Genomic DNA, 24,834 nt, shown 5'->3' on the forward strand with positions numbered 1-24,834 from the left:
CCCGGCTGTTGAAGGCTGCGCCTCTGTCGGGCGGCTTCACTTGAATTTAGTGGATCAGCATGCCGCCGTTGACGTCCAGCGTGATGCCGGTCAGGTAGGCGGACATGTCGCTCGCCAGGAACACGCAGGCGTTGGCCACGTCGGCCGCGTTGCCCAGCCGGCCCAGCGGGATGCCCTTGATGATGTCGGCGCGCATCTCGGGAGTGAGCTTGTCGCCGGTGATGTCGGTCTGGATCAGGCCCGGCGTGATCGAATTGACGCGGATGCTGTCGGGCCCGAACTCGCGCGCCATGGCGCGCGCCAGGCCCAGCACGCCGGCCTTGGCGGCGCTGTAGTGCGGCCCGCCGAAGATGCCGCCGCCACGCTGCGCCGACACTGACGACATGCACACGATGCTGCCGCGCTTCTGCTCGCGCATCTGCGGCAGCACCGCCTGCGACATGTACAGCGTGCCGCGCAGGTTCACGTCAAGCACGGCGTCGTAGTCGGTCGCCTGGATATCGAGCGTGCGCACCGGCTGGGTGATGCCGGCGTTATTGACGAGCGCGTCGATGCGACCGTAGCGCTGCAGCACGGTCTGCGCCGCGCGTTCGCAGGCGGCCTTGTCGGTCACGTCGCAGGCCAGGCCCAGGTGGCGGTCACCCAGCTCACCGGCGGCAGCCTGCGCGTCTTCGAGGCGCAGGTCCAGGATCACCACGGTGGCACCCTGCGCGGCGAAGGCCCTGGCGGTGGCCCTGCCGATGCCGCGCGGCGAGGCGGCGCCGGTGATGATGACTACGTTGTTCTCGACCAGCATCTTTGTCTCCTTGCAATTGGACTTGGGATGTGTCGAGTTTTGTCGCTGGCGGCCTGACGATCAACGCGGTCTGCCTCAGCTATTGCTGAGAAATTTTCAAACATCGGCAGACGGTCGCCTCGAAGCGCGCCGTCTCGTTCACTTCATCGGCCGCGCATGTGGCATCGCGCGTTCAGCGCGGCGCCGGCAACTGGCGGTCGAGCCAGGCCAGGAAGCGCGCCACACGCGGCAAGCCGGCGTTCTGCGCCGGGCAGACCACGTGGTGGCTGCCCACCTCCAGCGCGTGGCTGTCGTCGAACACGGGCATCAGTGCGCCCTTGCGGATCTGCACCGATGCCAGCAGCGTGCTTTCCAGCGCCACGCCCAGGCCCAGTGCGGCGGTCTCCAGCGACATGTAGGAGCGGTCGAAGCTGAAGTCGAAGGTCTTGTGCGAAGCCCGCACGCCGAACCGCGCGAACCACTGTTGCCACTGCACCAGCGGCGTTTCGGAATAGATCAGCCGCTGCGCCAGCAGATCCTCGGGCGTACGGATCGGATGCTTTTCGAGATAGGCAGGAGAAGCCAGCGGCGCGATCGTCTCGCGCCGCAGCGTCTTCACCTGCAGGTCGCGCCAGTGCGCGTAGCCATGGCGGATATCGACATCGTAATAGCCGCCGGTGAACGATACGTCTTCATACGAGCACGACAGGTTGAGCTGGATATCGCCATTGTCGGCCTGGAACGATTCTAGCCGTGGCAGCAGCCACATCAGGCCGAAGCTCGGGCTCGAATGGACGCGCAGGATCTCGATATTGGCCGGGCTCGAGGCGCGTTCGGTAGCGCGGTTGAGATCGGCCAGCACGCCGGTGATATCGCGCAGGTACTGCTCGCCCACCGACGTCAGCGCCAGCCCGCGCCCTTGCCGGAAGAACAGCGGCTGGCCCAGGATCTCTTCCAGGTTGCTGAGCTGGTGGCTGACGGCGGAAGCGGTCAGGCCGAGTTCATCAGCGGCGCGGCTGACGCTCTTGGTCCTGGCGACGCTTTCGAAAGCGATGATGGCCTTTACCGGGGGAATCCGCATGGCATGTCGAGGGGATGGAGTCGCAGCGATTCTACTTGCCGCTATGCCGATCTCCTCCGTCATTCGTCGCGCATTGCGGCTGTGTTCCGGAACGCGCCGGCCGAAATGCCAAACGAAAACGAAAAAAACAAAATCGTACAGAAACGCTGAAGCCATCGGGGAATCCCCCTAGGCCTGCGGATCACATTGTTTAGAGTGCTTACTCTAAAATTGGGCGCGAATGATGCAACGCAGCACGCCGGGCGTCTCCTCCGACGCACTCCTCCGGTCGTGCGTTCACCCGCAAACCTGTCGTCGGGCACCATGCCCCGGCGGATCCAAGGAAACCATTGCATGCCCGATTTCGCGCCCGATCAGTTCCCTGCCAGTCACGGCAGCGGCTTCGCTGACTGCTTCGCCTACTCCAGCATCCTGTTTGCCGGCTTCCAGCGGATCGCCGAGCTGAACCTGCAGACCGCGCAGGCAGCCTTCGACGAAAGCCAGCAGCGGATGCAGGCGCTGCTGGCCAGCAGGGACCTGCGCAAGGTCCTCGACATGCAGAACGGCCTGACGCCCGTTGCCGCAGACAAGGCCTGCGCCTACACGCGGCAGCTGTATGAAATCGCGTCCGAAACGCAGGCCGGGCTTGCCCAGCTAGCGCAGGCCCGCTTCCAGCAAGCGGTCGAGCTTGCGCAATCCAGGCTGAGCCACGCCACCATGTCGCCAGTCGCAACGCGAGCCGCCGCATAAATCACGGCCGCCGGACGTACGATGCCGCATGCCGCTCCCTGCCGCGGCCGCGGCGCCGCGTCCGCGCGCAAGAGAGACATGTGCAATGAAGGTGCTGTTGATTGAATCCCACGCTTTGCTGCGGGTGGCGTTGCGCAGGTCACTGGAAAACGTCGACGCCGTCGGGGAGCTCGTTACCGCCGACCCGGCTGAACTCGCGGGGCACTGCGCTGCCGGCGAAGCCATCACATTGGTCGTGCTGGGGCTGCCGGACGATCCGGAGGCTGCATGGCAGCTGCTGTGCCAGGTCGGCAGGATTTGGCCCGCGGCGCGGCTGCTGGTACTTTGCGACATCGCGCCCCGGAACTGGGTCGATGACAAGGTCACGGCGGGCGTCGTGGGTTGCCTGCCGAAATCGGTGCAGCCCGATGTGCTGGAAGCAGCGATCCGGCTGGTCGGCAGCGGCTACCAGGTCAGCCTGAGGCCGTTCAGCCGGCGGGCGGCGCTGGAACCGGATATGGCACCGGATACTGCGCCGGCATCGCACGATGGCATGCGCCAAGGCAGCGCCGGACGAAACGCGGAGCGCCGCGCCAAAGGCGCCTTTACTGCAAACGACGACACGGTGGCCGACGTCCGTTCGCCCGGCGAGGCCCACGCGCTCGGCCTCACGCCGCGCCAGTACGAAATCCTCGTACTGCTCGCACGCGGCTATCCCGCCAAGACCATCAGCCGGCAGCTGAACGTTTCAGTGGCGACGGTCAAGTGCCATTGCAACGCCCTTTACAAGGCGCTCGGCGTCCGCAGCAAGGGCGAAGCCGTCCATGTGGCGCTGCAACGCGGTGCGCGTCTGGGACAGGCCCTGGCTCCCGGCCCTGGGCAACCGGCACCGAAGCCCGTGGCAAGCACAACCAAGCCGGTGCCGCGTGCGGCTGTCGCGGATCCGGAAGACTGCGCCGCACTGTAACCGACTGGCCCAGGTGCTTGCCCAGCGGCTGGCTCAGCGCACGCGCCACGGCGTCGGCCTGCGATCCCGGCTGGGTTGGCACGATCAGCCTGACCGGCCTGGTTTCCTGGGCGTTGACCGCGCCAGGCAGGCCGCCCAGCATGGCCAGTGTGGTGATACCCGCAAGCGCATGGCACGCCCGCCGAAACAGCGTTGTCCGCATTCCTTGTCTCCGTTTATTGAAATCGCACCGTGGGCGGTGGCCTTGGGTCGGAGTGTAGGGCTGCGTCGCTGCGCGGCAGAGTGCTAATCCGCTGGACCGGCTATCTCAGCCCGGCATAGCCTCCGTGGTGCCTGGCTGGAGCGCGCGGATCATGGCCGCGATCGCGCGCAGCCGCGGCTGCTTGTAGGGCGCGTAGATCAGCAGCTGCCGCTCGCGCCATGGCTCGTCCAGCGGCACGCGCACAAAGCCGCGCGTGCCGGCATAGGCAGCGCCGGCACTGGCCGGCAGCACGGCGATGCCCAGGCCGGCCTCGACCATGCGGCATGCGGCTTCGAAGCTTGACACCGTCACGCTCTGGTTGAACGGCAGGCGCAGGTTCGCCGCCTGTTCGCGCAGCTCCTGGTCGAGCGCGCCGCCGGGCTGCACCACCACCAGCGGATGCTCCAGCACTTCGGCATAGCGGATGCGCTTGCGCCGCGCCAGCCGGTGCGACGACGGCAGCACGACATTGAGCGGATCGCTGGCGAACGGCCACGACTCCAGCCCAGCAGGCGTCTTGGCCGCGACGCCGATGCCGATGTCGACGCGGTCATCGAGGCAGGCGCGGATCGATTCGGCAGTGGAACGTTCGTACAGCGCGATCTCGACCAGCGGATGCGCCGCCTTGAACGCATGCAGCCGCTCCGGCAGGAAGCCGATGATGGCCGACGGACTGGCCGACACGCGCACCACGCCGGCCACCTGGTCGCCGAGATCCTGCACTTCGCGCGCGAAGCTGGCGATGTCCTCATTGAGCTTGCGGCCCAGTTCGAGCGCGCGGGCGCCAGCATCGGTCAGCACCACGCCGGCGGGCGAACGCACGAACAGCACCACCCCAAGGCTGCGCTCCAGTTCGGCGATGCGCCGGCTAGCGCCGACTGCGCAATGTGTTCGGTCTCCGCCGCGCGCTTGATCGAGCCTTCGCGTGCCGCGGCCAGGAACAGCTGGATATTGACGGGGTCGATGCGGTGCATGGTCTTCAGGATGCCGGCGGCGAGCCGCGTGTCGCCGAATACTAACGCCTGCGCACAGGCCTGCCGCATGCACCACGCCGAACACATGGGTTAACCCTGATATGCCACCCGCAGATAGCAGACATGCCGGATCAGCGCTTCGTGCCGGCGCGATGCAGCCAGTAAAGTGCCGCCAATATGCCACTGGAGACCCGCATGAGCGCCCAAGATTTCGCAGGCCGCATCCTGTTCCTCGCCGACTCGGCGGATGCCATGGCGCGCCAGCTGCAAGGCGAGGCCCTCACGCCTGAGCAAGCCGGGCCCCTGCGCGACGACGTGTCCACCGACGAGATCACGCCGGTGCCGATCCTGACGCACTATGACGACAAGCTCGGCCGCTACCCCTATACCGGCTACAAGGTCGGCGGCACCTGCCCGGTCGCGCCCGGCGCGATCCGCGAGGGCGGCTTCTCGGTGACGGTCGCGGGCAACCGCTACGGCAAGGGATCGTCGCGCGAGCATAGCCCGGCGGCAGAGAAGCTCGCCGGCATCCGGCTGGTGATCGCGCGCAGCTTCGAGCGCATCTACCGACAGAACGCCGACAACATCGGCCTGTTCACCTCGACCGACTTCGGCCTGCTAGCGCGCCTGCAGGCCGGCGAGCCGATCGCCGCGCAAGCGCTGGTGGCCGGGCGCGACGCGCTGGCCGCCGCCATCCTGCTGAGCGGCGGGCTGCTGAAGTTCGGCCAGCAATACCTGGGCAAGGTCGAACCGGCCGCCGCGACGCCGCCCGCGGCACCGCAAACCCTCTTTGAGAAGATCGTCCACCGCCACCTGCTGGCGACGCCCGTGACGCCGATATCCCTGGCGGGCCCGCAACCGGGCGACGGCATCTTCGTGCGCGCGGACTGGCGCTTTATCCACGAGTACTACACCGGCATGTGCGCCCACATGCTGCACGCCACGTTTGGCAGGCCGCTGCGGCTTGAGGATCCCGAGCGCATCGTGGTATTCGAGGACCATACCTCCTACGTCAATGAAAGCCCCGCGCATGTGCGTGGCGGGCTGGTCGACAACATTGCCCGGATGTGCGCGGCACAGCGGGAGTTCGTCGACGCCTACCAGCTGCGTTGCCACCGCACGCTCACAGAGGAAGCGTCCCGCACCGACGACGGCAGCCACGCCGCGGGCATCTCGCACGCGATGATGGCCGAGCGCTATGCACTGCCGGGACAGGTCGTGGTGGGCACCGACTCGCACACCCCCCATAGCGGCGCGCTGGGCTGCGTGGCCTTCGGCGTCGGCACGACCGACATGGCCAATGCGTTCATGACGGGTGCGGTGCGCATGACCATGCCCGAGGGCATCCGCGTCGCGCTCCACGGGGCACTTGCGCCTGGCGTCACGGCCAAGGATGTGGTGCTGCACCTGCTGGCGCAGGCCGGGATCAAGGCAGGCGCCGGGGTCGGCAAGGTGTTCGAGTTCACCGGTCCCGTCGTGCGCGCGATGTCCATCGACGAACGCGCCACGCTGACCAATATGTGCGCCGAGTTGGGCGGCTTCACCGGCATCGTCGCGCCGGATGCGCAGACGGTGCGCTTCCTCAGGGAGCGCCGGGGCATCGATTTCGTGATCGAGCCGTGGATGCGCAGCGATGACGATGCCGCCTTCGCAGCCACCATCGAACTGGACTGCAGCACGCTCGGCCCGATGGTGGCCCGCCCCGGCGACCCCGGCAACGGCTTGCCGCTGGCCGCGCTGGACCGGCGCGTGCGCGTGGATATCGCCTACGGCGGCTCCTGCACTGCCGGCAAGCGCGAGGACTTCGACCTGTACCACGAGGTGCTGCACTGGGCGGTGCAGCGCGGCCTGCGGCTGCCGCCGCATGTCACGCTCTACCTGCAGTTCGGCACCACCGACGTCCGGGACTACTGCATCCGCCAGGGCTACATGGAAACGTTCCATGCGGTCGGCGCGCGCATCCTGCAGCCATCGTGCGGGGCGTGCGCCAACTGCGGCCCGGGTTCGTCGGAACGGGCCGGGCAAGTGACAGTGAGTTCGATCAACCGGAATTTCCCCGGGCGCTCGGGTCCCGGGCAGGTGTGGCTGGCCAGCCCGCCCACCGTGGCTGCCAGTGCGATGGCCGGCGAGCTGGTGTCATTCCATGACTTGCAGCGGCGCCATGGGTAAGCCCGCCGGGCCGGCGAGGTAGCCCGCCGGCGCGCCCAGGCCTGTCGTCAGTACGGCGGATTGACCACGACGTACTGCGCGCCCTGCGGCATGTACCAGGTACTGCCGCACTGCTGGTAGACCATGCCGCCGTAGTTGACCGGCACGCAGCTCGGCGGGACCGAGCGCACCATGGAACCCACCACCGCCGACGTCACGGCGACAGTGGCCGTGACCGCAGCGGCCGTCGCCACCGGGTGGTAATCGTTGTCCCAGCCGCAGCAGCCGCCATGACTGTCGACGTTCACGTTGACGTTACGGCTCGTATTGACGTTGACGTTGCGGTTGGCGTTGACGTTGTTGACGCTGGTGTTGCGGACGTTGTTGGTGCGCGCGTCGGCACGCTGGTTGTTCACCTGTCGCGCTTCGCGGTTGGCGCCGCCGGCAGCGGCGCGCTGGCCGCCGGCAGCGTGTCCACCGCCCGCGGCAGGTCCGCCACCGCCGCCATGCCCGCCGCCACCGCGGGCGGCCTCGGCCACCGGTGTCCAGCCGGAGGCCACCAGCACGAGCGCGGCCGTGCACACTGCGAGCGGCTTTGCGAATGTGTAGGTCATGGCAATGCTCCTTTTGTCCATGGTCCCGTTACCGGGTGGCCTTCAGTGGAACGAACTCCGCCTTCCTGGCGTCCTTGGGCGGCGTGAAGGCGAACGCCGAATTGCCGAACTTCGGATTGAGGTTCCACTTGTACAGCGTGACCGATTGCGGCCTGGCCTCGTCGGCCCGGTTGGTGATGACGAGCTTGCGCGGCAGCGGACGGTTGCCGCTGGCGATCCATATCTGCCAGTCGAGCTGCCCCTGGCGGAAGGCATAGTGGTCGCACAACTCGCCGCCGATGATGTCCTGGCCGGCGTTCATCGCCGATTCCATGTTGTCCAGCGGCGCCGCGGGCGTGCCCCACAGGAACAGGTCGGCCGACGGAATCTCCACGCCGAAGCGTTCGCGCAGCCGCTGCGCCAGCACGCCCAGGTTGTCGCTGAAGTTGACCTGCGAGTACGACTTCTGCGCGGGCGAATACAGCGTGACCTGCTTGCCGTCATAGATCAGGTCGCGCTGCGAGCGCGCGCTGCGCATCAGCGCGCGCAGCCGGTCCGGCCGCTGCACATCCAGGTCCGCCATGGCGGTGTGCTGCAGTTTCTGGCCGTCCTGCAGCACCCGTTCACCAGACAGGTCGATAAAGACCTCGAACTGGCGCAGGGATTGCAGGTACTTGCCCATGTCGTTGAGCGCCTGGATCGCTGCAGGGTCGACTGCGTTCGGCTGGGGTTGCGCCTGTGCCTGCACGTTACCGGCCGGTCCCGCGGCGGATGCGGCCGATGACGCGGGCGTTGCGGGTGGCGGCGCGGGCGGCGTACTGCTGCAGGCCGCCAGCGCGATGACAAGCAGGGTCAGGGCCGGTATGCGTGCCATGGTGAACTCCCAATTGACTGGACAATCGCCCGGCCGCATGCGGCTTCAGGCCGGAGATGGAGATGCTGGGGAATCTTCTATGACGGAAGGTGGGAAGTGAAGTGAATCTTTTTGTGGGAGCGGTAAGCCGTGTTGTAGTGGGGGTGCAGTGGGTCGTACCGGCGGGCGGATGGAAGCCGAGCCAGACCGGAATGCCGTGCAAGTCATTTCGGATTCACCCCAGGAACGAGGAGGCGGTCAAGAAAAGCGAAATTCTTGTGTGCCGGGGCTGTTTTGCTGCTGACCAAGAAGTCGCCGAAGGAACTACTGGCCGCAATCAGGAAAAACGCGCCAGAACAGGCGCGTTTTCTCTCAACCGGCTCCGCTCGATACAGAGGGACGACAGGCCTCAGTCTTGCGCAGCCAGCGCGGAATCCGGTGCGCGGCGAAAGCTGATGGCAAGCCGGTTATAGGCATTCATCAGGCTGATCGCCATCGTGAGGTCAGCGAGTTCTTTCTTGCTGAACACCGCGGCCGCGGCCTTGAAGTCCTCCTCGGGCACATGTGTGTCCGCCACCAGCGTGACCGACTCAGCCCATGCGAGTGCGGCCTTCTCGCGGTCGCTGAACAACGGCCCTGCTTCATGCCAGGCTTGCACGAGCGCGAGCTTTGCAGGGGTGATGCCCTTCTTGATCAGGTCACGGGTATGCATGTCGAGGCAATAAGCGCACCCGTTGATCTGGCTCACGCGCAGATAGACCAGTTCGACTAGCACGTCTTCAAGGCCCGATTGCATGACATAGCCGTACACGCCGCCAAATGCCTTGACACCGCCCGGCGATGCTTTGGTGTAATCCAGTCTCATTTCAAACTCCTAGTTGTCGTTGATCGTCAGTTCCTTGTCGGCCGAGTCGACCACGAACACGGCCAGCAGCTTTGCCGGCTTTGTCTTGCTCGCGTTGCGGCTCACCGGATGGCGGGAGCCAGGCTCCTCGAAGAAGCTCTCCCCCGCCTTGTACACACGTTCCGGTTCGTCATTCACCTTGCTCGCGATGCTGCCCGAAACGACGTATGCATAGATGAACGACGATTTGGCATGGCTATGCGGCAGCGAAGCGCCACCGGGCGGATAGAAAACCTCCACGGCAATGAGCGACTTGCCTGGGATATTGGGAATCTCTTTCGAGAAGTTGGGCTTGACCGTGTCGCCCGCGCCGTGGGCCGAAGCGACCCCGGTAAAGGCCATGCCCGTAGCCGCCACCAGCGAGAGAAGAAAGCGTTGCAGTTTCATGTTTGGCTCCTTGGAGGCTAGAATCATGCGCTCCACCTGGTTCACAAAAAAGAACCAAAAACGCAATTTCTGAATGCACCAGAAGCGATGACGAAGATCCTGGCGCTGAAGCTGGACCGTGCGTCCAGGACTTCACTGGCGGAACAGATACGGCTGGGTATCACCGCTGCCATCGAGAGTGGCGTACTCGTTCCGGGCGCCAGATTGCCTTCGTGGATGGACCTCGCTGCCCAGCTTGGAGTGGCTCGAGGCACCGTCAAGACAGCGTACGAGCGGCTGACCGATGCGCAACTGGTGGTCTCGTCGCGCGCCGGCGGGACCAGGGTTTCCGACCATACCGCGGTCGCAAGGCCTGTCGCGGAACAGGCGCGCTCGGTCGAGTCGGATCTGCGCTCGGAGCTGTACCAGCACTTCCTGCCCGGTCCCGCGGTCTTTCAGATGGGCGTGCCGGCATCGGATTGCTTCCCTGCCACCTTGTTCGCGCGGCTGCGATCGCGTGCGGCACGTGACGAGGTGGAGGCGCCGGCGGCCTACCCGGATCCGCGCGGCGAGCATGAACTCCGGCGAGAAATCGCCGCACACCTGGCCTTGTCGCGAGGTATTGAATGTCAGCTCTCGCAGATCTTCATTACCACAGGCTTTTCGGGGGCGCTCGGTGTAACGCTGCGGGTGATTCAGGCCGAGGGCCGAAAAGCCTGGGTCGAGAACCCCGGATTTATGCCCAGTCGCAGGGCCATGTCACTTTCCCGGCTCACGACCGTTCCCGTTCCTGTGGACGAAGATGGCATCGACGTCAGCTATGGCGAAGAGCATGCACCGGATGCCGCGGTGGCCCTGGTCACCGCAGGGCAACAGGCGCCTCTGGGCCCGACACTGTCGCTCGGTCGTCGCGTGCAACTGCTCGAATGGGCAAGCCGCGCGGGTGCCTGGATCATCGAGGACGACTACCTTGGCGAACTCCAGCTCAGGCGCCGGGCGGCTCCCGCACTGGCATCGCAGGATCGGGCGGGACGGGTCATCCATATCGGGTCTTTCAGCAAGACGCTCAGCCCGACGCTGCGGCTCGGCTTCGTCGTCGTGCCGCCCGGCCTGGTATCGCGCTTCGATGAAGTCGTCGCCTGCCTTGCTTCCGCGCCCGGGCCGGCGGTGCAGATGGCGACGGCCGAGTTTATGCGCGATGGGCACTATATGCGGCATCTGCGTCGTATGAAACGCATTTACGCAGCCCGCAGCGATGCGCTTCTGGCGGCGCTCAGTGCCAGGGGATTCCAGGCCTATCCGGCAGGCCTTGCCGTAGTGGTGAGGCTGCCGGACGGCGCCGACGACAAGAGGATCGCCCGGGAAGCCTATGCCTACGGGCTGGCGCCCGCACCGTTATCGGGCTGGTACTGCTCTGCCTCCACGCAGCGGTCTGGCCTGCTTCTTGGTGTCGCGACAGCGATTGAACACCAGGTCCCGGCCGCCTGCGATCGCTTGCAACACCTGATCCGCAAGTTTTCGTAGGGCAAGGGCACTGGACCCGGCGCCGCGGCCTGGCCGCCTGGCTGGCGTGGCGGCTGCATTCCGTCTATGGCACGCCGTGGGGCGACGCCGCCTGGAACGGGCTGTTCCATGCCATTTCCCGCGTGAGCGCGGCGCCGCCAGCCGCGCCTGCCCTGCCCGCCTATCGCGCCGGCGCCGACCGCAGGAAGCCGGCCGAAATCTCCGCCGCCAGCTGGACGATCGCGTCGGCCTCCTCCGCGCTCAGCGCACCGGTGAAGCGCGCGTCGCCCCAGTCGCCGCAGATCAGGGCCACGCAGCGATTGCGCACCCGCACCGGGATCAGCAGCAGCGCGCGGGCATCGGGCATGGCTTCGCGATACCAGCGCGGCACGCGGTGCGCGGCCTCCCTGTCAAAGGTGTCCTCGATCAGCAAAGGCCGGTCCGCCAGCGTGGCGAAGTGGAACACGTCCGGAACGAAGCCCTCTTCGAAGGACAGCTGGTCGAGCTTCTCGCGCATGCCCTCGCCAAAGCCGAGCCGCGCGCCGAAGCGCCTGGCCGATGGGTTGAGCAGCATCAGGAAGCAGCGCGAGAAGTTCAGCGCGCGCATTGCCGACTCCAGCGCAAAGGGCGCCAGCTCGGCAATGGACATCGCCCCGCCCTCCTGCCGGACTTCCGCGACGGCGCGCTGCAGCCTGGCCAGCGCATCGGCGGGCTTGCTGCCTTGCTGGCCGGCGTCGTCGCCGGCCTGGCTGGCGGCGTCCGTGGCTGCCATCGAGGTCGTCAGCGCCCTGGCCTGTGCCAGCGCCTGCCCGAGATGCGCCGGCTCCAGGCCGAGCCGTTGCGCCGCGGCCAACAACGGATTGGCGGCCTGCAGCGGACTGTCGGCGCGTAGGGAACTGTTGGCCCGAACAGGGCTTTCGGCCAATGGATCATCCTGCCCCGCCAGGATCGAAGCGGCCGCCTGCGACGACAGCCGGGCAACGGCGCCCAGCCAGCCGGCATGCGTCTCCGGCATGGCGCCTTCCGGTAACGGGGGCGCGCTCATGGCGCCGGCGATCAGCGGGGGCAGGCGCCATTTGACGGCAGCCGCCCGGGCGATCTCGCCCAGCGACACGCCCAGGACTTCGCGGCAGGCATCGTCCTCGCCGATCTGCTCGCCGGCCTCGCACATGGCGGCAATGCGGTCCCACGCCTCCGGCACATACAGGACCAGCAGCAGCCGGCTCACATGGTGCATCAGCGTGCAGACCACGGCCTCTTCCCCGTCGGCGATGCCGCGCGCTTCGGCCAGTGTCCGGGTGAATTCCGCCGCCACCATGGCCTGCTTGAGCGCTTGCGCGGCCCGTGGCCGGTTTTCCGGCATGGTCTGGAAAAAGTCGAGCACGCGCACGCCCAGCGTCAGGTGGATGACCGTATCCACCCCCAGCACCATGATCGCGCGCGAAACGGTGGTGACCTCGCCGCCGAACGACCGGTACATGGCGGAATTGGACAGCCGGATGATCTTCTGCGACAGGCTGAAGTCCGACAGGATGCTGCTGGCCATTTCGCCGACGTTCCGCTCCGCATCGAGCGAACTGAAGACATGATCGATGCAATACTGCAGCGTCGGGAAATCGCCCTGCTCGGCGAGCCTGGCCCATAGCTGGTCGAGGAATGCCTGCTTATCCATGGCCATGCCTCACCGCGGCAGCAAGGTCGGGGCGTCCAGGCGCCACCTGCCCGCGGCGAAAGCCGCCTCGAGGTCGGCGGGACTCATCGCGCGCCCATAGTGCCAGCCTTGCGCCATCTCGCAGCCCTGCGCGGCCAGCAGCTCGCGCTGGCATGCCGTCTCGACGCCTTCGGCGATTGCCGCCAGCCCAAGCTCGCGCGCCAGCGAGAGCACCGCATAGACGATGGTCTGCGCGTGCGGCGAGTCGGCCATGTCGGCGACGAAGCTGCGGTCGATCTTCAGTGCCGACAACGGAAACCGGCGCAGATACGACAGGCTGGAGTAGCCGGTGCCGAAATCGTCCACGGCAAAGCGGATGCCCAGCGCCCGCAATTCGGTCAGCACGCTGCCCGCCGCTTCGGGATCGATCATCAGCGCGCCTTCGGTAATTTCCAGCACCAGCCGGCCGGCGCTGACACCGGTATCGCGGATCGCGCTGCGCACCTGGTCGGCGAAGCCGGGATGGCTGAACTGTACCGGCGACACGTTGACCGACACGTAGCCGACCTGCGCACCCTTCGCATCCCACATGGCAAGCTGGGCGCAGGCGCAACGCAGCACCCAGGCGCCGAGATGATGGATCAGGCCGTTGTTTTCCGCGACCGGCACGAAAACCTCGGGAGACACGGCGCGGCCGGCCCGCTCCCATCGCATCAGCGCCTCGACCGCGCACAGGTTGCTGCCGTCGAGGCTGACGATGGGCTGGTACTGCAGCGACAATTCGCCGTGATGCACGGCCTCGAACAGGTCTTGCTCGATGCGGAACTGCTCGTTCAGCTTCTCGTCGAACTCCGGCGAATAGCGGAAACAGCGATTGCCGCCCAGCGCCTTCGCCTCGTACATGGCCCGGTCGGCGCGTCGCAGCAACTCGGCGTCGGAATCCTCGCCGCCGGTGGCGAAGGCCAGCCCGATGCTGGTGGTGACGCGGATCTGGCGCGCCGATAGCTGGAAGGGCTGCCGGCAAATCCGCATGACCTGGTCCAGGATGTCTGCGGCGGCCTCGTCGGTTGCGATGTCTTCCAGCAGCAGGACGAATTCATCGCCGCCCAGCCGCGCCACGGTGTCCGTCCCGCGCAGCACGCCGCGCAAACGGGCCGCCATTTCCTTCAGCAAGGCATCGCCGGCGCCATGCCCGAGGGAATCGTTGATCTTCTTGAACCCGTCCAGGTCCATCAGCGCGACAGCGAGCCGGTGTCCCGCCGGATGCTGCCCGGCCAGGTACTGTTCAATCCGGCCGCGAATGAGGTCGCGGTTGCCGATCCCGGTCAACGGATCGATCTGCGACTGTTCCGTCAGCTGCTGCAGCTTCTGCGTCCACGCCGTGACATCGGTCCCGAACAGCAGCAGCGACGCCTGCCCCGCCTCGTCGGTGTCGCGGCGGATCCGCATATCGAAATAGCGGCTTCCCGCCGAGGCATCCGTGAACCGGACGGTGGTCCGGCGGGCCTGGCCATCCAGCAGGCAGGCCTGCCACAGCGCGGCGGTGCGTTCGTATTCTCCCAGGGGAAGAATGTCGCGCATGGCCGCACGGGCCAGGTACTCGTACGGAAGGCCCAGCAGCGCCCCCGACGCACGGGTGGCGTGCAGGATCTGGCCGGTCGCGCTGACATGCAGGGCCAGTCCTTCCGACGCTTCCAGCAAGGCCCAACCGTGCCGCCCGGCGGGGGATGGCGGCGCGCGATCCGCCTCGTCGTCGCGGGCCCATTCCGCTTCGTCATTCGCCAGGACGGCGTCATACGTGAATGCGTGCATACGGTGAATCGACCCGCCCTGCCCGGCCACGCTGTCGCCGGGAATCGTTGTCATGCCGGGACCTTGACGACAGGGCGCGTCAAGCCTGTCGGTACCCCGCACGGTATTTTGTGAAGGCCCGATTCTATTACGGCGCAAGGCGAATAAGGAAGCACACGAGCCGGGCTGTGGAAACGCCGCGACGCCCATGCGGCCAGCGGCGCTCGCGGCCGGATTGCCGGCAACGCGCCGTATGCCGAAAAACCGGATCTAACGTACAGTGAGCCGTCCCGGCGATGGACAAACCGTTGTGGATTGCCGAGACTTGACCAGGTCCGCGTGCGTCGCCCTTGATTACCCCTGTGCCGTCCTCTGCCATGCCACCGTTGCCCGCACCTTCCCTACTCGATGCAACGCTTCGCACCGTCGCGCGCCGCTACCGCCTGCCGGCCAGTGCCGCTGCAATTTCCGGACTGCAGTCACCCAGCCCGGCCACCACGCTCGCGCTCGCGATCGAACAGGCGCGCGCCACCGTGGCACGAGGCGAAGCACCCGCTGCGGCACTGAAGGAACGCTTCATCGACGCGCTCGCGCAACTGATCCGCGAAGCGCTGCGCGCGGATGCGGGCGACCCGGTGTTCCTGGCCATGGTCATGCGGCACCGGGCGCCGCACGTGCGCGAGTACGCCTCGCTGTCCGCGGGCGCCGACCAGGACCGCCGCGAAATCCGGGCCGCCGTCAATGCGATCGCCCATCCGGGCCGGCAGCAACGCCTCGTGCCAGGTCCGTGGCGCGAGGCATTGGCCCGGCTCCACGCCTGCGCCGCCGCGTCATCGTGGTCCGCGCTGCACGATGCCGTGCGCAGCCTGGCCGATCTGCCGGAGATCGCGAACGGGGCCCCGGGCCTCGCCAGGCTGCTCGACAGTCCCGCGCTGAAGCGCTTGCAGCGTCTTGATGCGCTGGCGTCCGATGACCAGGTGCGCCAGTACCAGCTGCTGTGGGAACGGCATGGCCCCCGCTCCGGCAGCGCCGGCGCCAGTGCGCAAGGCGTCGCCGCCCGCCAGCGGGGCGCTGCCACCGAAGCACAGACCGCACAGGCACTGGAGGCACTGGCGCAGCGACTCAATGAGGCCGAGCGAGCGAGCGCGTCATACCGCGTCGTGACCTCGATGCGCGTACCGGCTTCGATCCCCGCCGAGCATGAACGCGCCAAGACCGAATGGGATGCGGTCCTGCTCAGGCAGCTGCCGCCGATCGAGGAAATACCGGTTTGGGAGATCTGCCTGCTCGCGGAGGCCAAGGCCTCCGTCGATGCCGCCACTACCGACCTGCCCAAGCTGCTGCGCGGCTTGCGCTTGCTGGCGCATGCCGACAAGGACGCGGTCTATGCGTTCGAGACGCGGCAAGGAACGGTACGCCTCCATGGTGCCTCGCTGAGCGCGCTGCGCGCCGACGCGGCCGGCGTTGCCGGCACGGTGCTGTATTGCTGCGATGCGCCAGCCGAAGCCGGACCGCGCCTGCTCGGCGCCGCCAGCCGGATGCAGCTGCTGTCGGCGCACGCCAGCCTTGAATTCGCCAGCGCGCTGGCGCTCGCGCAAACGGCGCAAACCTCGGATACCGCGGATACCGCGGATATGGCCGTACTTGAGCCGGTCTGGCACCAGCTATTGGAATCGCCCCGCTGGCACAGCGTGCTCAACCAGTATCCCACGCTGTGGCAAGTGCGCGAACTGATGGTCCATCCTGATGACCTGATGGCCGCGATAAACAGTATCCGCGACTGACGTGCCCGGGGCGGCAACGCTGCCCTACTGCGCAAACAACGTCATCTGCCCCGTCAGCAGCCGCTCGAAATCATCGTCCAGGAACGGCAGGATCGCGTCGGCAATCGGCTGCAGCTGCTTGCCGACGTAGTGGTCGTAGTCAATCGGGGCCGAACGGCACTCGAGCGGCTCCGGCCCTGCCATGGTCATCACATAGCTGATCCAGCCGCCCTGCTGGTACTGGCGCGGGCGCCCGTGGCGCTGGTTGTAATCATCGGCGATGCGGGCGGCCCGCACGTGCGGCGGCACGTTGCGCTGGTACTCCTCCAGCTTGCGCCGCAGCCGCTTGCGATAGACCAGCTGCGCGTCGAGCTCCCCCGCCAGCGTGCGGCGCACGATGTCGCGCACATAGTCCTGGTACGGCTCGCGGTTGAAGACCTTTTCATAAAGCGTCTGCTGGAACTGCTGCGCGAGCGGCGACCAGTCGGTGCGCACCGTCTCGAGCCCCTTGAACACCATCTCGACCGTGCCGTCTGGCCGCTCCACCTGGCCGGCGTAGCGCTTCTTGCTGCCAAGGTCGGTGCCGCGGATGGTCGGCATCAGGAAGCGGCGGAAGTGGGTCTCGAACTGCAGTTCAAGCGCGCTTTCCAGGCCATAGGTCTGCCACAGGTGGTCGCGCCACCAGTCGTTGACGTAGGCCACCAGGCTGCGGCCGATCTGCTGCGCATCGGCTTCGGTGCGCGCGCGGCGCAGCCACACGAACGTGGAATCGGTGTCGCCATAGATCACCTCGTAGCCGCGTGCCTCGACCAGCGCGCGCGTCTGCCGCATGATCTCGTGCCCGCGCATGGTGATCGACGAGGCCAGTCGCGGATCGAAGAAACGGCACCCGCTTGACCCCAGCACGCCGTAGAACGCATTCATGATGATCTTGAGCGCCTGCGCCAGCGGCTTGTTGCGGTCGCGCTTGGCCGCCTCGCGTCCCTGCCAGACCCGCGCGACGATCGCCGGCAGGCAGTGCTTCGTGCGCGAGAAGCGGGCGCCGCGAAAGCCGGGCACCGAGTCGGCATCGTCCGGATGCGCCAGTCCCTCGACCAGGCCGATGGGATCGATCAGAAAGGTGCGGATGATCGACGGATAGAGGCTCTTGTAGTCCAGCACCAGCACCGATTCATAGAGTCCGGGGCGCGAATCCATGACGAAGCCGCCGGGGCTTGCCTCCGGCGCCAGCTCGCCGAGGTTGGGCGCGACATAGCCCTGGCGGTGCATCAGCGGCATGTAGAGATGCGTGAAGGCCGCCACCGAACCGCCACTGCGGTCCGCCGCCAGCCCCGTGACCGTGGCGCGCTCCAGCAGGAACGACAACAGCTCCGTCTTCTCGAAGATGCGCGTCACCAGCTCGCAATCGCGCAGGTTATAGCGCGCCAGCGCCGGCTTGTCCTGCTCGAACATGCGGTCGATGGCATCCATGCGGTCGTACGGATTGTCGATCGCCTTACCCTCGCCGAGCAGGGCCTGCGCCACCGATTCCAGGCTGAACGACGGGAAGCTCCACGTGGCCGACCGCAGCGCCTCGATGCCATCGATGATCAGCCGGCCCGGCGCGCTGGCGAAATAGTGCTGCTGCGCGTTGTGCTCGCGCCATTCCATCTCCGCGCCGCCGCGGCCGAGGCGCAGCGGTAGCTGGAACCGCCGCGCATGCTCGACCAGCACGCGCAGGTCGAACTGGACCAGGTTCCAGCCGATGATCGCGTCGGGGTCGTGCCGGGCCAGCCACTGGTTTAGCTTCTCCAGCAACTCTGGCCGTGTCGCGCAGTATTCAAGGGAGAAACCGGCAGCGGCCGGCTCCTGCGGCGCAGCGCCCAGCATGTAGACCTCGCGCTGGCCGCAGCCTTCGAGCGCAATCGAATAAAGCTCGCCAAATGCATTGGTTTCGATATCGAGCGACACCAGCCGCAGCGTGGGCCGGTAGTCCGCCGCGGGTTTCAGCTGGGCGCTGCACAGCACGCCGTCGCTGTCCGGTTCGCCCTCGAACCAAACCGGCGCCGTGATGAAGCGCTCCATCAGGTAGCGCTCGGGCGGGCGGATATCGGCTTCATAAACGTCGATGCCGGCGTCGCGCAGCGAACGGCCGAGCTGGATCAGTTGCCGGTGCTGCTGGCAATACAGGCCCATGACCGTCCTGCCCCGAAAGTCCTGCAGCTTCAGCGGGCGCAACTCGACCTCGCGCTCGCGGCGTAGCAGCGCCTCGGCACGTTCGCGCTGTGCCTCGGGGATGAATGCGATCGACGGCTGATACGGCAGGCGCAGCCGGCGCGGCCCCTCGTCGGTGGCCAGCCAGACCTCGACCTCGGTGCCGGCCGGGGTATCGCGCCAATGCCGGGTAAGGATGAAACCCTGCTGGAGTGCCACGCTTAGGCCTTCTGTGATGAAACCATGATCGAGGCGATTTTAGCGTCACAGCATGCGCGCAGCCTCATCGAGCAGCTGCATCGGCGACAGCATCCCGGCGCGGGCCACGCACACCAGCGAGAAAGTGCGAACCAGCGGCGGATTCCCCGGAACCCGCGCGGTCATCAACTGGAGGTCCGCGCCGGGCCCGGCACTGCCCGGCGGCACGACGATGTTCATGGGGCTCAGCCGCACCGCCTCCCGCTCCACCACGAAGCTGGCTTCGGCATGCGTCAGCACGTCGACCAGCGCCTGCAGCTGCCTGTCCGGCATGCCGGCCCGGCCGCCCGGTGCGTCAGGCGCTTCAGTTTCACTAAGGGCGGCGAGCGCGGCCTCGTTCTGTGCCACCTGCTCGCGCAGCCGCTCCGACTCGTCGGCTTGCGTGTCGGCGCTTTCGCCAAGCACGCTGCGCATGCCGACGCCCTGCTTCTCCAGCAGGTGCAGCCGCGTGGTCAGCAACGCCTGTTCGCGCTCGATGCGGTCGCGGCGGGTCGTGCCGCCGGCGACCTCGGCCAGTGCCTGCAGCGCGAACTGGTCCAGCATGCGGCAGGCGATTTCCTCGCGCAGCGCCGCTTCGGTCGCTGCGCAGATCCTGACCCGGTGATCGACGAAGCTGACCGTGGTCTGGGGCACCTCCGTGCGCATCACATCGCCTTCCAGCGCCACGCCCAGCGTGCGGCGTTCCTGCTTTTCCATCCCGAGCACGCAATAGGCCTCGGTGGCGGACGCCGAGCCGCTGAAATAGTCGCGCAGGTCCGATGACCGGCTGAATACCGGCATGACGTCCTGGGCCGTGGCAAAGAAGGCATGGATGTACGGATCGCTGTTCCAGGTGGCTTCGCTTGCTGGCGAAGCCGGCGGCAAACCCGCCACGACATCGCGCACGTACCGGTCTGCGATGGCCAGCGCCGGGGCAAGCCGCTTGCGATAGCCGCCGACCAGCCGCACGTAAGGACAGAGCCGGGTCACGCGCTCCGCCAGCGCGGCGCGCTCCGCATCGCGCGCTCCGTCAGAATGCTTGCCGCGACGGCGCAGCCAGTTGAGGACAGTCATCGCATGGCACCTCCATGGCGCGATCGGTTGGCTTGCGGCGCAGGCAAGCCCGGCAGGCTACTGGCCATCCGCTTCGGCCTGCCGCGGTGCCGCGCGAGTGCGCGGCAGCTTGCGGTGGGCGAGCAACAGCAGCGGTGTCGTCGCCATCGACAGCGCCACGACGACCGTGACGACGGAGAGCTGCTCGGCATCGATCAGGTTCGCCGCCTGCGCGGCGCCCATCACGACAAAGGCGAACTCACCGCCCTGCGACAGCAGGATGGCGAAGTAGACGCGATGCTGGCGCGGCATGCCGATCTGGTTCGCCAGGTACATCAGCGCGAGGAACTTGCCCACTACCAGCGCGACTACCAGCACCGCCACCAGGAGGGGCCTGTTGGCCAGCACCGAGAAATCGATCGACATGCCGACTGCGATAAAGAACAGGCCGAGCAGGATGCCCTTGAACGGGGCCATGTCCGATTCGATCTCGTGGCGGCATTCGGACCCGGCCAGCAACAGGCCGGCCAGGAAGGCGCCAAGCGACATCGACAGGTGGACCACATGCATCAGCAGCGCGATGCCGATGACCCACGCCAACGCAAAGATGGTAAAGATCTCGCGGGTGCCGCTGCGCTGGATCATGCGCAACACGTACTTGAGCACGAAGCGCCCAACGAGGACGACCGCCGCGATCATGGCCAGCGCCTTTGCCGCCGAAACCCACCCGCCCGACATGCCGTCGCCCGCCGCAACCGGCGCAAGCAGTGGCAACAGCGCGATCATCGGGATCGCGGCGATGTCCTGGAACAGCAGGATGCCGAAGCTGGATTGCCCGACCGGCGCCTCCATCAGCCGGTTCTGCTCCAGGATCGCGATCACCATCGCCGTGGAAGACAGCGACAGCGCGAAGCCGGCCGCCACGCCCACGCGCCACTGCACGCCGAAGACAATGAAGATTACCGCCAGCAGCGCCGCGCACAGCGCAACCTGGATCCCGCCGTAGCCGAAGATGGAGCGGCGCATTGCCCACAGCTTCTCGAAGTCCATTTCAATGCCGATGATGAACATCATCAGCACGATGCCCAGCTCGGACACGTCCAGGATCGAGTTGACGTCCGTGACCAGCCTCAGCCCCCAGGGGCCGATCACCGCGCCCGCAACCAGGTAGCCCAGCACGGAGCCAAAGCCGAAGCGCACCGACAGCGGCACGGCGATCAGCGCCGCGGCGAGGAAGATTACCGCGTCAACCAGCAGTTGTTCCACATTCCCCTCCCGAGGAGATGACGGGGCGATAGCCCGCGTCGTTTCGTGGTTCCCCGCTGCAAGTCGGGCACAGGCCGACCTTTGCGCGAGGTAACGGCTTGGATACGTATTACATCATCCACGGCGAAGTATAGGCCGGACGGCGCTCGCCGGATCGCGTTCCGCTATGCGCCCGGCGGCACACGCGGCTGTCCTGGCCGGTGTCACCGCTCAGTCCAGCCGGTCGAACAAGGGCTGAACCAATGCAAAGAGGGCGACCCACCGGATCGCCCTCTTCTCTTCCTGCGCCCCGTCAGGCGACAACGATCCGGCGCGGGTCAGCCAGCGCCAGCGCTTCGGCGCGGTCCGCGCTCGGCGGGTAGATCCACTCGGAATTGATCCGCGTCTTCAGCGCCTTGGCGACGCCTCCGGTCAGCTTGACTTGCCGGTTCCAGCCTTCCGTGTAGACAGCACCCCACGGCCCCAGGTCCAGGCAGGTCACATACTTCGGCTGGCTATACGGGATCAGCGTCTCACCCACGAGGTCCGCCGCCACGTTATGCCCTGCCGAACGGCCGAGGTTCATCGCATGCTGGCAGGACATTGCTGCAAAGTTGCCTTCGTCATCGGTCGCGGCGTAGGCGCAATCGCCGGTGGCGAACACCGACTCGACACCCTTTACCCTGAGATCGCGGTCGACGTGCAGCCGGCCAAGGCCATCGCGCTCGGCCGGAATCTGCGCGGTGAGCTCGCTGGCGCGGGCGCCGGCGGTCCAGATCACCGTATCCGCCTCGATGCGCTCGCCGTTCTCGAGGGTGACGCCGGTCGCATCGACGGCCGCGACGCCGGAGCCGAGCTTCCAGGTCACGCCCAGTTCGGTCAGCGCCTGCGTGATCACCGGCCGCGGCCCCGCGCCCAGGTCAGGTCCGACCTCGGCATTGCGCTCCACCATGATCACGTTCACGGCAGCGTCCTCGCCCAGGACTTCACGCAGGCGGGCCGGCATTTCCGCGGCAGTCTCGATGCCGGTGAAGCCGGCACCCGCGATCACCACGGTATTGCGACCGGCGCGCTCCGGGCGGCTGGCCAGCCCATGCAGATGCGATTCGAGCTCCGCGGCGTCGGCGATCTGGTCGACATTGAACGCATGCTGGTCCAGGCCGGGAATCTGCGGACGGAACAACCGGCTTCCCGCAGCGAGCACCAGGCGGTCATAGCCGACGCGCTGGCACGAGCCATCCCCACCGGCGGCCGCAATGCTCACTTCGCGGCTCGCGACGTCGATGTGTTCCACCTTGCCCCGGATAAACCGCACGCCCACGGCCTTGAAGATCTCCTGCAGCGGCGCCTTCATCCCGTTCGGGTTCTGCTCATAGAGACGCGGGCGGACGTGCAGTTCGGGTTCCGGTGCGACCAGCGCGATTTCCACGTCGGTGCGCCCGACCTGGTCAAGCAGACGGGCCGAAGCCAGTGCGCTCCACATGCCGGCAAAGCCGGCGCCAATGACAAGAATACGTTTCGACATCCTCAAGCTCCTGAATCAAACCTCGGTTTCATGTAACAGGGCCGGTGCGAGAAGCGACGACCCTTAACTACGATCATATGAGTCGTAGTTTAAATGCGCAAGATCTTTTTTCGCCGGTGACGCAAAGCGAACCCGCGCGCCGGGCTTGCGCTTTTGCGAACGATCCACTGAAACGGCGAAGGAGGAAGGGAGCGGGAAATGAGACTGGACTGCGCGTGTGTCGGCAAAGCCTCATGCGGCATGTACCCGCCTTCACATTGGCGCCTGTCCTTGACAAAAATACCGATTGGTATATTCTGGCCTGCATGAACAAAGCCGAACGCACCCGCCAGCTGATCGTCGAGAAGACAGCGCCCATTTTCAACACGAAGGGCTATGCCGGAACATCGCTGGCAGACATGACCGCGGCCACCGGCCTGACCAAGGGCAGTGTCTATGGCAACTTTGCCAACAAGGAAGAGGTAGCGCTGGCGGCATTCGACCACAATTGGAAGCAGGCGCAAGCCGCGGTTCGGGACCAGATGGCCACCAAAAGCACCAGCAAGGAAAAGCTGCTTGCCCTGACTGGCGTGTTGGGGAATCTTCCTGCGTGCTTCCCGAAGGGTGGATGCCCGCTGCTCAACACTGCGATTGAAGCCGACGACACCCACCCTGCCCTGCGCGACAAAGCCATGGAAGCGTTCCGGGGCTGGAAGGCGAATCTCGTCTCGGTCATCAAGGCGGGCATTGCCTCCAGCGAGTTCCGGAAGGACGTCAACCCCGAGGAGACTGCCATCACGCTGATCGCATTGATCGAAGGCGCGATCATGATCTCCCGGCTCACCGACAACCCGGCCTACAACCTGGCCGTCATGTCGGCGGTGAAGAAGACCGTCATCGATCTCACCTGATTTTTTTGAGCAAAAATATACCAATCGGTATTTTTTACGGAAAGGAAGTAGCCATGAACGTGCAACTGAAACGGAAAGTCGCCTTCGCGCTGTCGATGGGTGTCGTGACGACGGGGATCATCTCGTTCGCCCTGCTTGCCCTCAACATGGGATTCTCGGAAGGCTTTGCGCTGACCTGGCTGCGCTCGTGGGGCATCGGCTATGTGATCGTGATCCCCGCGATCCTGCTGGTCGGGCCGCGCCTGCAAGCGCAGGTCGAGCGCTGGGTCCATTGATGCCGCATGCCGTTTCCACGAACTACTGACATGCCCAGACCCCTGCTGCAGCGGCTGCTTGCCTTCGTGTTCATCCTTGGCGCTGCCATGGCGTCGGCCATCGCCCATGCCGCCCCCGGCGCCAGGATGCCTGCACCACAGCCCGAAATCGGATGGATCGAAATTGACGCGGACATTTCGCTGAGACGGATGGTCGTGCACCAGCCCGGCGCCAAGGGAACCGTCCTGTTCCTGCATGGATTCCCGGAAACGCTGTACGCATGGAAGGACATCGCCCAGTCGCTGGGCGACGAATTCGAAGTGCATGCCATCGACTGGCCTGGCTACGGGCTCTCATCGCGTCCAACTGCCGACAGGTTCTCCTATGCGCCCCGGGACTATGCCCGTGTCCTGCAGGCATACATCCGCAAGGCTGGCATCGACACGTCGCAGCTGGTCATCTACGCCACCGATATCGGCGCGCTGCCGGCATTGCTGCTCGCGCTCGAGGCGCCGGACATTGCAAGAGCGATCATCGTCGGCGACTTCGCCCCGTTCGACAGGCCGCAGTACATGTACGAAAGCCTGCAAAGCCTGAAATCGCAGCCGTCGGCCGAACTGGCTCGCGTCCAGCTGAACAAGAACCGCGACGATGTCCTCAGGAACGCCTACCGGCGCGGCCTGCCGGCACACGAGCAGTTCGACATCCCGCCAGAGCTCCAGGACGACATGGCGCGCGGATGGAGCCACGGCGCGATGACGTCTGCCGACGCCTTCTATCACTACTACTCGCACTTCACGCGGGACCAGGCGTACCTGGAGGCGAACCTGCACCGGCTCAAGACACCGGTCAAGGTGGTCTGGGGCGAGAAGGACCTCTATATCCGGAAAGAAATGGGCATCGAATTCGCGCAGAAGGCGCATGCGGAATTCACCGTTCTGCCAGGCATCGGGCACTACCCGCATCTGCAGGATCCCCGTCGAACCGAGGCAGACGTTCGCGCCGCATTTCGTTGAATCGCATCAGCAGGCGGCACACGTCAGCAGTCCGATCCAGTCCGCCTGCATCGCGCCGCCGGTACGGCCACCCCGGCGACGCTCGACTCCGCGTGGCAAACC

The 24,834-nt window shown here is 66.4% G+C and carries 20 protein-coding genes and 1 pseudogene; 8 read left to right on the forward strand and 13 right to left on the reverse strand.

Features of this window, described 5'->3' with window-relative positions; genetic code table 11:
• Window positions 1-46 precede the first annotated feature (46 nt).
• Both AC5WJ1_RS18855 and AC5WJ1_RS18860 read right to left on the reverse strand, forming a co-directional pair.
• Window positions 47-796 (reverse strand): SDR family NAD(P)-dependent oxidoreductase, encoded by a 750-nt coding sequence (locus AC5WJ1_RS18855; RefSeq protein WP_133095290.1) that lies wholly within the window; start codon window positions 794-796, stop codon window positions 47-49.
• A gap of 172 nt (window positions 797-968) precedes the next feature.
• Window positions 969-1,856, reverse strand: coding sequence for a LysR substrate-binding domain-containing protein (locus tag AC5WJ1_RS18860; protein ID WP_494476876.1), 888 nt, complete (start codon window positions 1,854-1,856; stop codon window positions 969-971).
• 333 nt (window positions 1,857-2,189) lie between these two features.
• On the opposite strand from AC5WJ1_RS18860, the gene phaP reads away from it, so the two are divergent.
• The gene (gene phaP / locus AC5WJ1_RS18865) at window positions 2,190-2,585 is read left to right on the forward strand and encodes a TIGR01841 family phasin (protein ID WP_167884564.1); all 396 of its coding nucleotides are present in this window, start codon (window positions 2,190-2,192) and stop codon (window positions 2,583-2,585) included.
• Between the two features lie 85 nt (window positions 2,586-2,670).
• Window positions 2,671-3,531, forward strand: coding sequence for a response regulator transcription factor (locus AC5WJ1_RS18870; RefSeq protein ID WP_494476877.1), 861 nt, complete (start codon window positions 2,671-2,673; stop codon window positions 3,529-3,531).
• A gap of 307 nt (window positions 3,532-3,838) precedes the next feature.
• Here AC5WJ1_RS18870 and AC5WJ1_RS18875 read toward each other — a convergent pair.
• Window positions 3,839-4,746, reverse strand: a pseudogene (locus AC5WJ1_RS18875) (LysR family transcriptional regulator).
• A gap of 195 nt (window positions 4,747-4,941) precedes the next feature.
• On the opposite strand from AC5WJ1_RS18875, the gene AC5WJ1_RS18880 reads away from it, so the two are divergent.
• Entirely contained in the window at window positions 4,942-6,915 is a 1,974-nt protein-coding gene (locus AC5WJ1_RS18880; RefSeq protein WP_135703739.1) for an aconitase family protein, read from the forward strand.
• Window positions 6,916-6,962: 47 nt separating this feature from the next.
• On the opposite strand, the gene AC5WJ1_RS18885 is transcribed toward AC5WJ1_RS18880, so the two are convergent.
• From AC5WJ1_RS18885 to AC5WJ1_RS18900, 4 genes are all read right to left on the reverse strand, one after another.
• Complete coding sequence (locus tag AC5WJ1_RS18885; protein WP_135703738.1) at window positions 6,963-7,508, reverse strand: hypothetical protein; 546 nt, start codon at window positions 7,506-7,508, stop codon at window positions 6,963-6,965.
• A 28-nt stretch (window positions 7,509-7,536) separates the two neighbouring features.
• Window positions 7,537-8,361 carry a DUF2092 domain-containing protein gene (locus AC5WJ1_RS18890; protein WP_135703737.1) on the reverse strand — a complete coding sequence of 275 codons (825 nt, stop codon included), beginning with the start codon at window positions 8,359-8,361 and terminating at the stop codon, window positions 7,537-7,539.
• A 388-nt stretch (window positions 8,362-8,749) separates the two neighbouring features.
• Window positions 8,750-9,205 carry a carboxymuconolactone decarboxylase family protein gene (locus AC5WJ1_RS18895; protein WP_135703736.1) on the reverse strand — a complete coding sequence of 152 codons (456 nt, stop codon included), beginning with the start codon at window positions 9,203-9,205 and terminating at the stop codon, window positions 8,750-8,752.
• Window positions 9,206-9,214: 9 nt separating this feature from the next.
• Complete coding sequence (locus AC5WJ1_RS18900; RefSeq protein WP_133095299.1) at window positions 9,215-9,631, reverse strand: cupin domain-containing protein; 417 nt, start codon at window positions 9,629-9,631, stop codon at window positions 9,215-9,217.
• Between the two features lie 87 nt (window positions 9,632-9,718).
• Here AC5WJ1_RS18900 and pdxR point away from each other — a divergent pair, with 87 nt between their 5' ends.
• Window positions 9,719-11,134, forward strand: coding sequence for a MocR-like pyridoxine biosynthesis transcription factor PdxR (pdxR, locus tag AC5WJ1_RS18905; protein ID WP_135703735.1), 1,416 nt, complete (start codon window positions 9,719-9,721; stop codon window positions 11,132-11,134).
• A 160-nt stretch (window positions 11,135-11,294) separates the two neighbouring features.
• Here pdxR and AC5WJ1_RS18910 read toward each other — a convergent pair whose 3' ends face one another.
• Entirely contained in the window at window positions 11,295-12,785 is a 1,491-nt protein-coding gene (locus tag AC5WJ1_RS18910) for an HDOD domain-containing protein (RefSeq protein WP_494476878.1), read from the reverse strand.
• A gap of 9 nt (window positions 12,786-12,794) precedes the next feature.
• Window positions 12,795-14,765, reverse strand: coding sequence for a putative bifunctional diguanylate cyclase/phosphodiesterase (locus AC5WJ1_RS18915; protein WP_494476879.1), 1,971 nt, complete (start codon window positions 14,763-14,765; stop codon window positions 12,795-12,797).
• 167 nt (window positions 14,766-14,932) lie between these two features.
• On the opposite strand from AC5WJ1_RS18915, the gene AC5WJ1_RS18920 reads away from it, so the two are divergent.
• Window positions 14,933-16,339, forward strand: a complete 1,407-nt coding sequence (locus AC5WJ1_RS18920) for a 3-deoxy-D-arabino-heptulosonate 7-phosphate synthase (protein WP_434034194.1) — start codon at window positions 14,933-14,935, stop codon at window positions 16,337-16,339.
• Between the two features lie 24 nt (window positions 16,340-16,363).
• On the opposite strand, the gene AC5WJ1_RS18925 is transcribed toward AC5WJ1_RS18920, so the two are convergent.
• The 4 genes from AC5WJ1_RS18925 to AC5WJ1_RS18940 form a co-directional block, all read right to left on the reverse strand.
• A complete protein-coding gene (locus AC5WJ1_RS18925; RefSeq protein WP_434034195.1) occupies window positions 16,364-18,730 on the reverse strand; it encodes a DNA polymerase II in 2,367 nt (788 codons plus the stop codon).
• 45 nt (window positions 18,731-18,775) lie between these two features.
• The gene (locus AC5WJ1_RS18930) at window positions 18,776-19,822 is read right to left on the reverse strand and encodes a hypothetical protein (RefSeq protein ID WP_135703731.1); all 1,047 of its coding nucleotides are present in this window, start codon (window positions 19,820-19,822) and stop codon (window positions 18,776-18,778) included.
• Window positions 19,823-19,879: 57 nt separating this feature from the next.
• Entirely contained in the window at window positions 19,880-21,067 is a 1,188-nt protein-coding gene (locus tag AC5WJ1_RS18935; RefSeq protein WP_133095305.1) for a monovalent cation:proton antiporter-2 (CPA2) family protein, read from the reverse strand.
• 292 nt (window positions 21,068-21,359) lie between these two features.
• Entirely contained in the window at window positions 21,360-22,571 is a 1,212-nt protein-coding gene (locus AC5WJ1_RS18940; protein ID WP_135703730.1) for an NAD(P)/FAD-dependent oxidoreductase, read from the reverse strand.
• A 305-nt stretch (window positions 22,572-22,876) separates the two neighbouring features.
• On the opposite strand from AC5WJ1_RS18940, the gene AC5WJ1_RS18945 reads away from it, so the two are divergent.
• From AC5WJ1_RS18945 to AC5WJ1_RS18955, 3 genes are read left to right on the forward strand one after another with little or no spacing between them, the layout of a single operon-like run.
• Window positions 22,877-23,461 carry a TetR/AcrR family transcriptional regulator gene (locus tag AC5WJ1_RS18945; RefSeq protein WP_135703729.1) on the forward strand — a complete coding sequence of 195 codons (585 nt, stop codon included), beginning with the start codon at window positions 22,877-22,879 and terminating at the stop codon, window positions 23,459-23,461.
• A gap of 53 nt (window positions 23,462-23,514) precedes the next feature.
• On the forward strand, window positions 23,515-23,736 hold the full coding sequence (locus AC5WJ1_RS18950) for a DUF2798 domain-containing protein (protein ID WP_133095308.1): 222 nt from the start codon (window positions 23,515-23,517) through the stop codon (window positions 23,734-23,736).
• A gap of 30 nt (window positions 23,737-23,766) precedes the next feature.
• The gene (locus tag AC5WJ1_RS18955) at window positions 23,767-24,732 is read left to right on the forward strand and encodes an alpha/beta fold hydrolase (protein WP_494476880.1); all 966 of its coding nucleotides are present in this window, start codon (window positions 23,767-23,769) and stop codon (window positions 24,730-24,732) included.
• Window positions 24,733-24,834 lie beyond the last annotated feature (102 nt).

Source organism: Cupriavidus sp. MEYA8 (assembly GCF_059278825.1).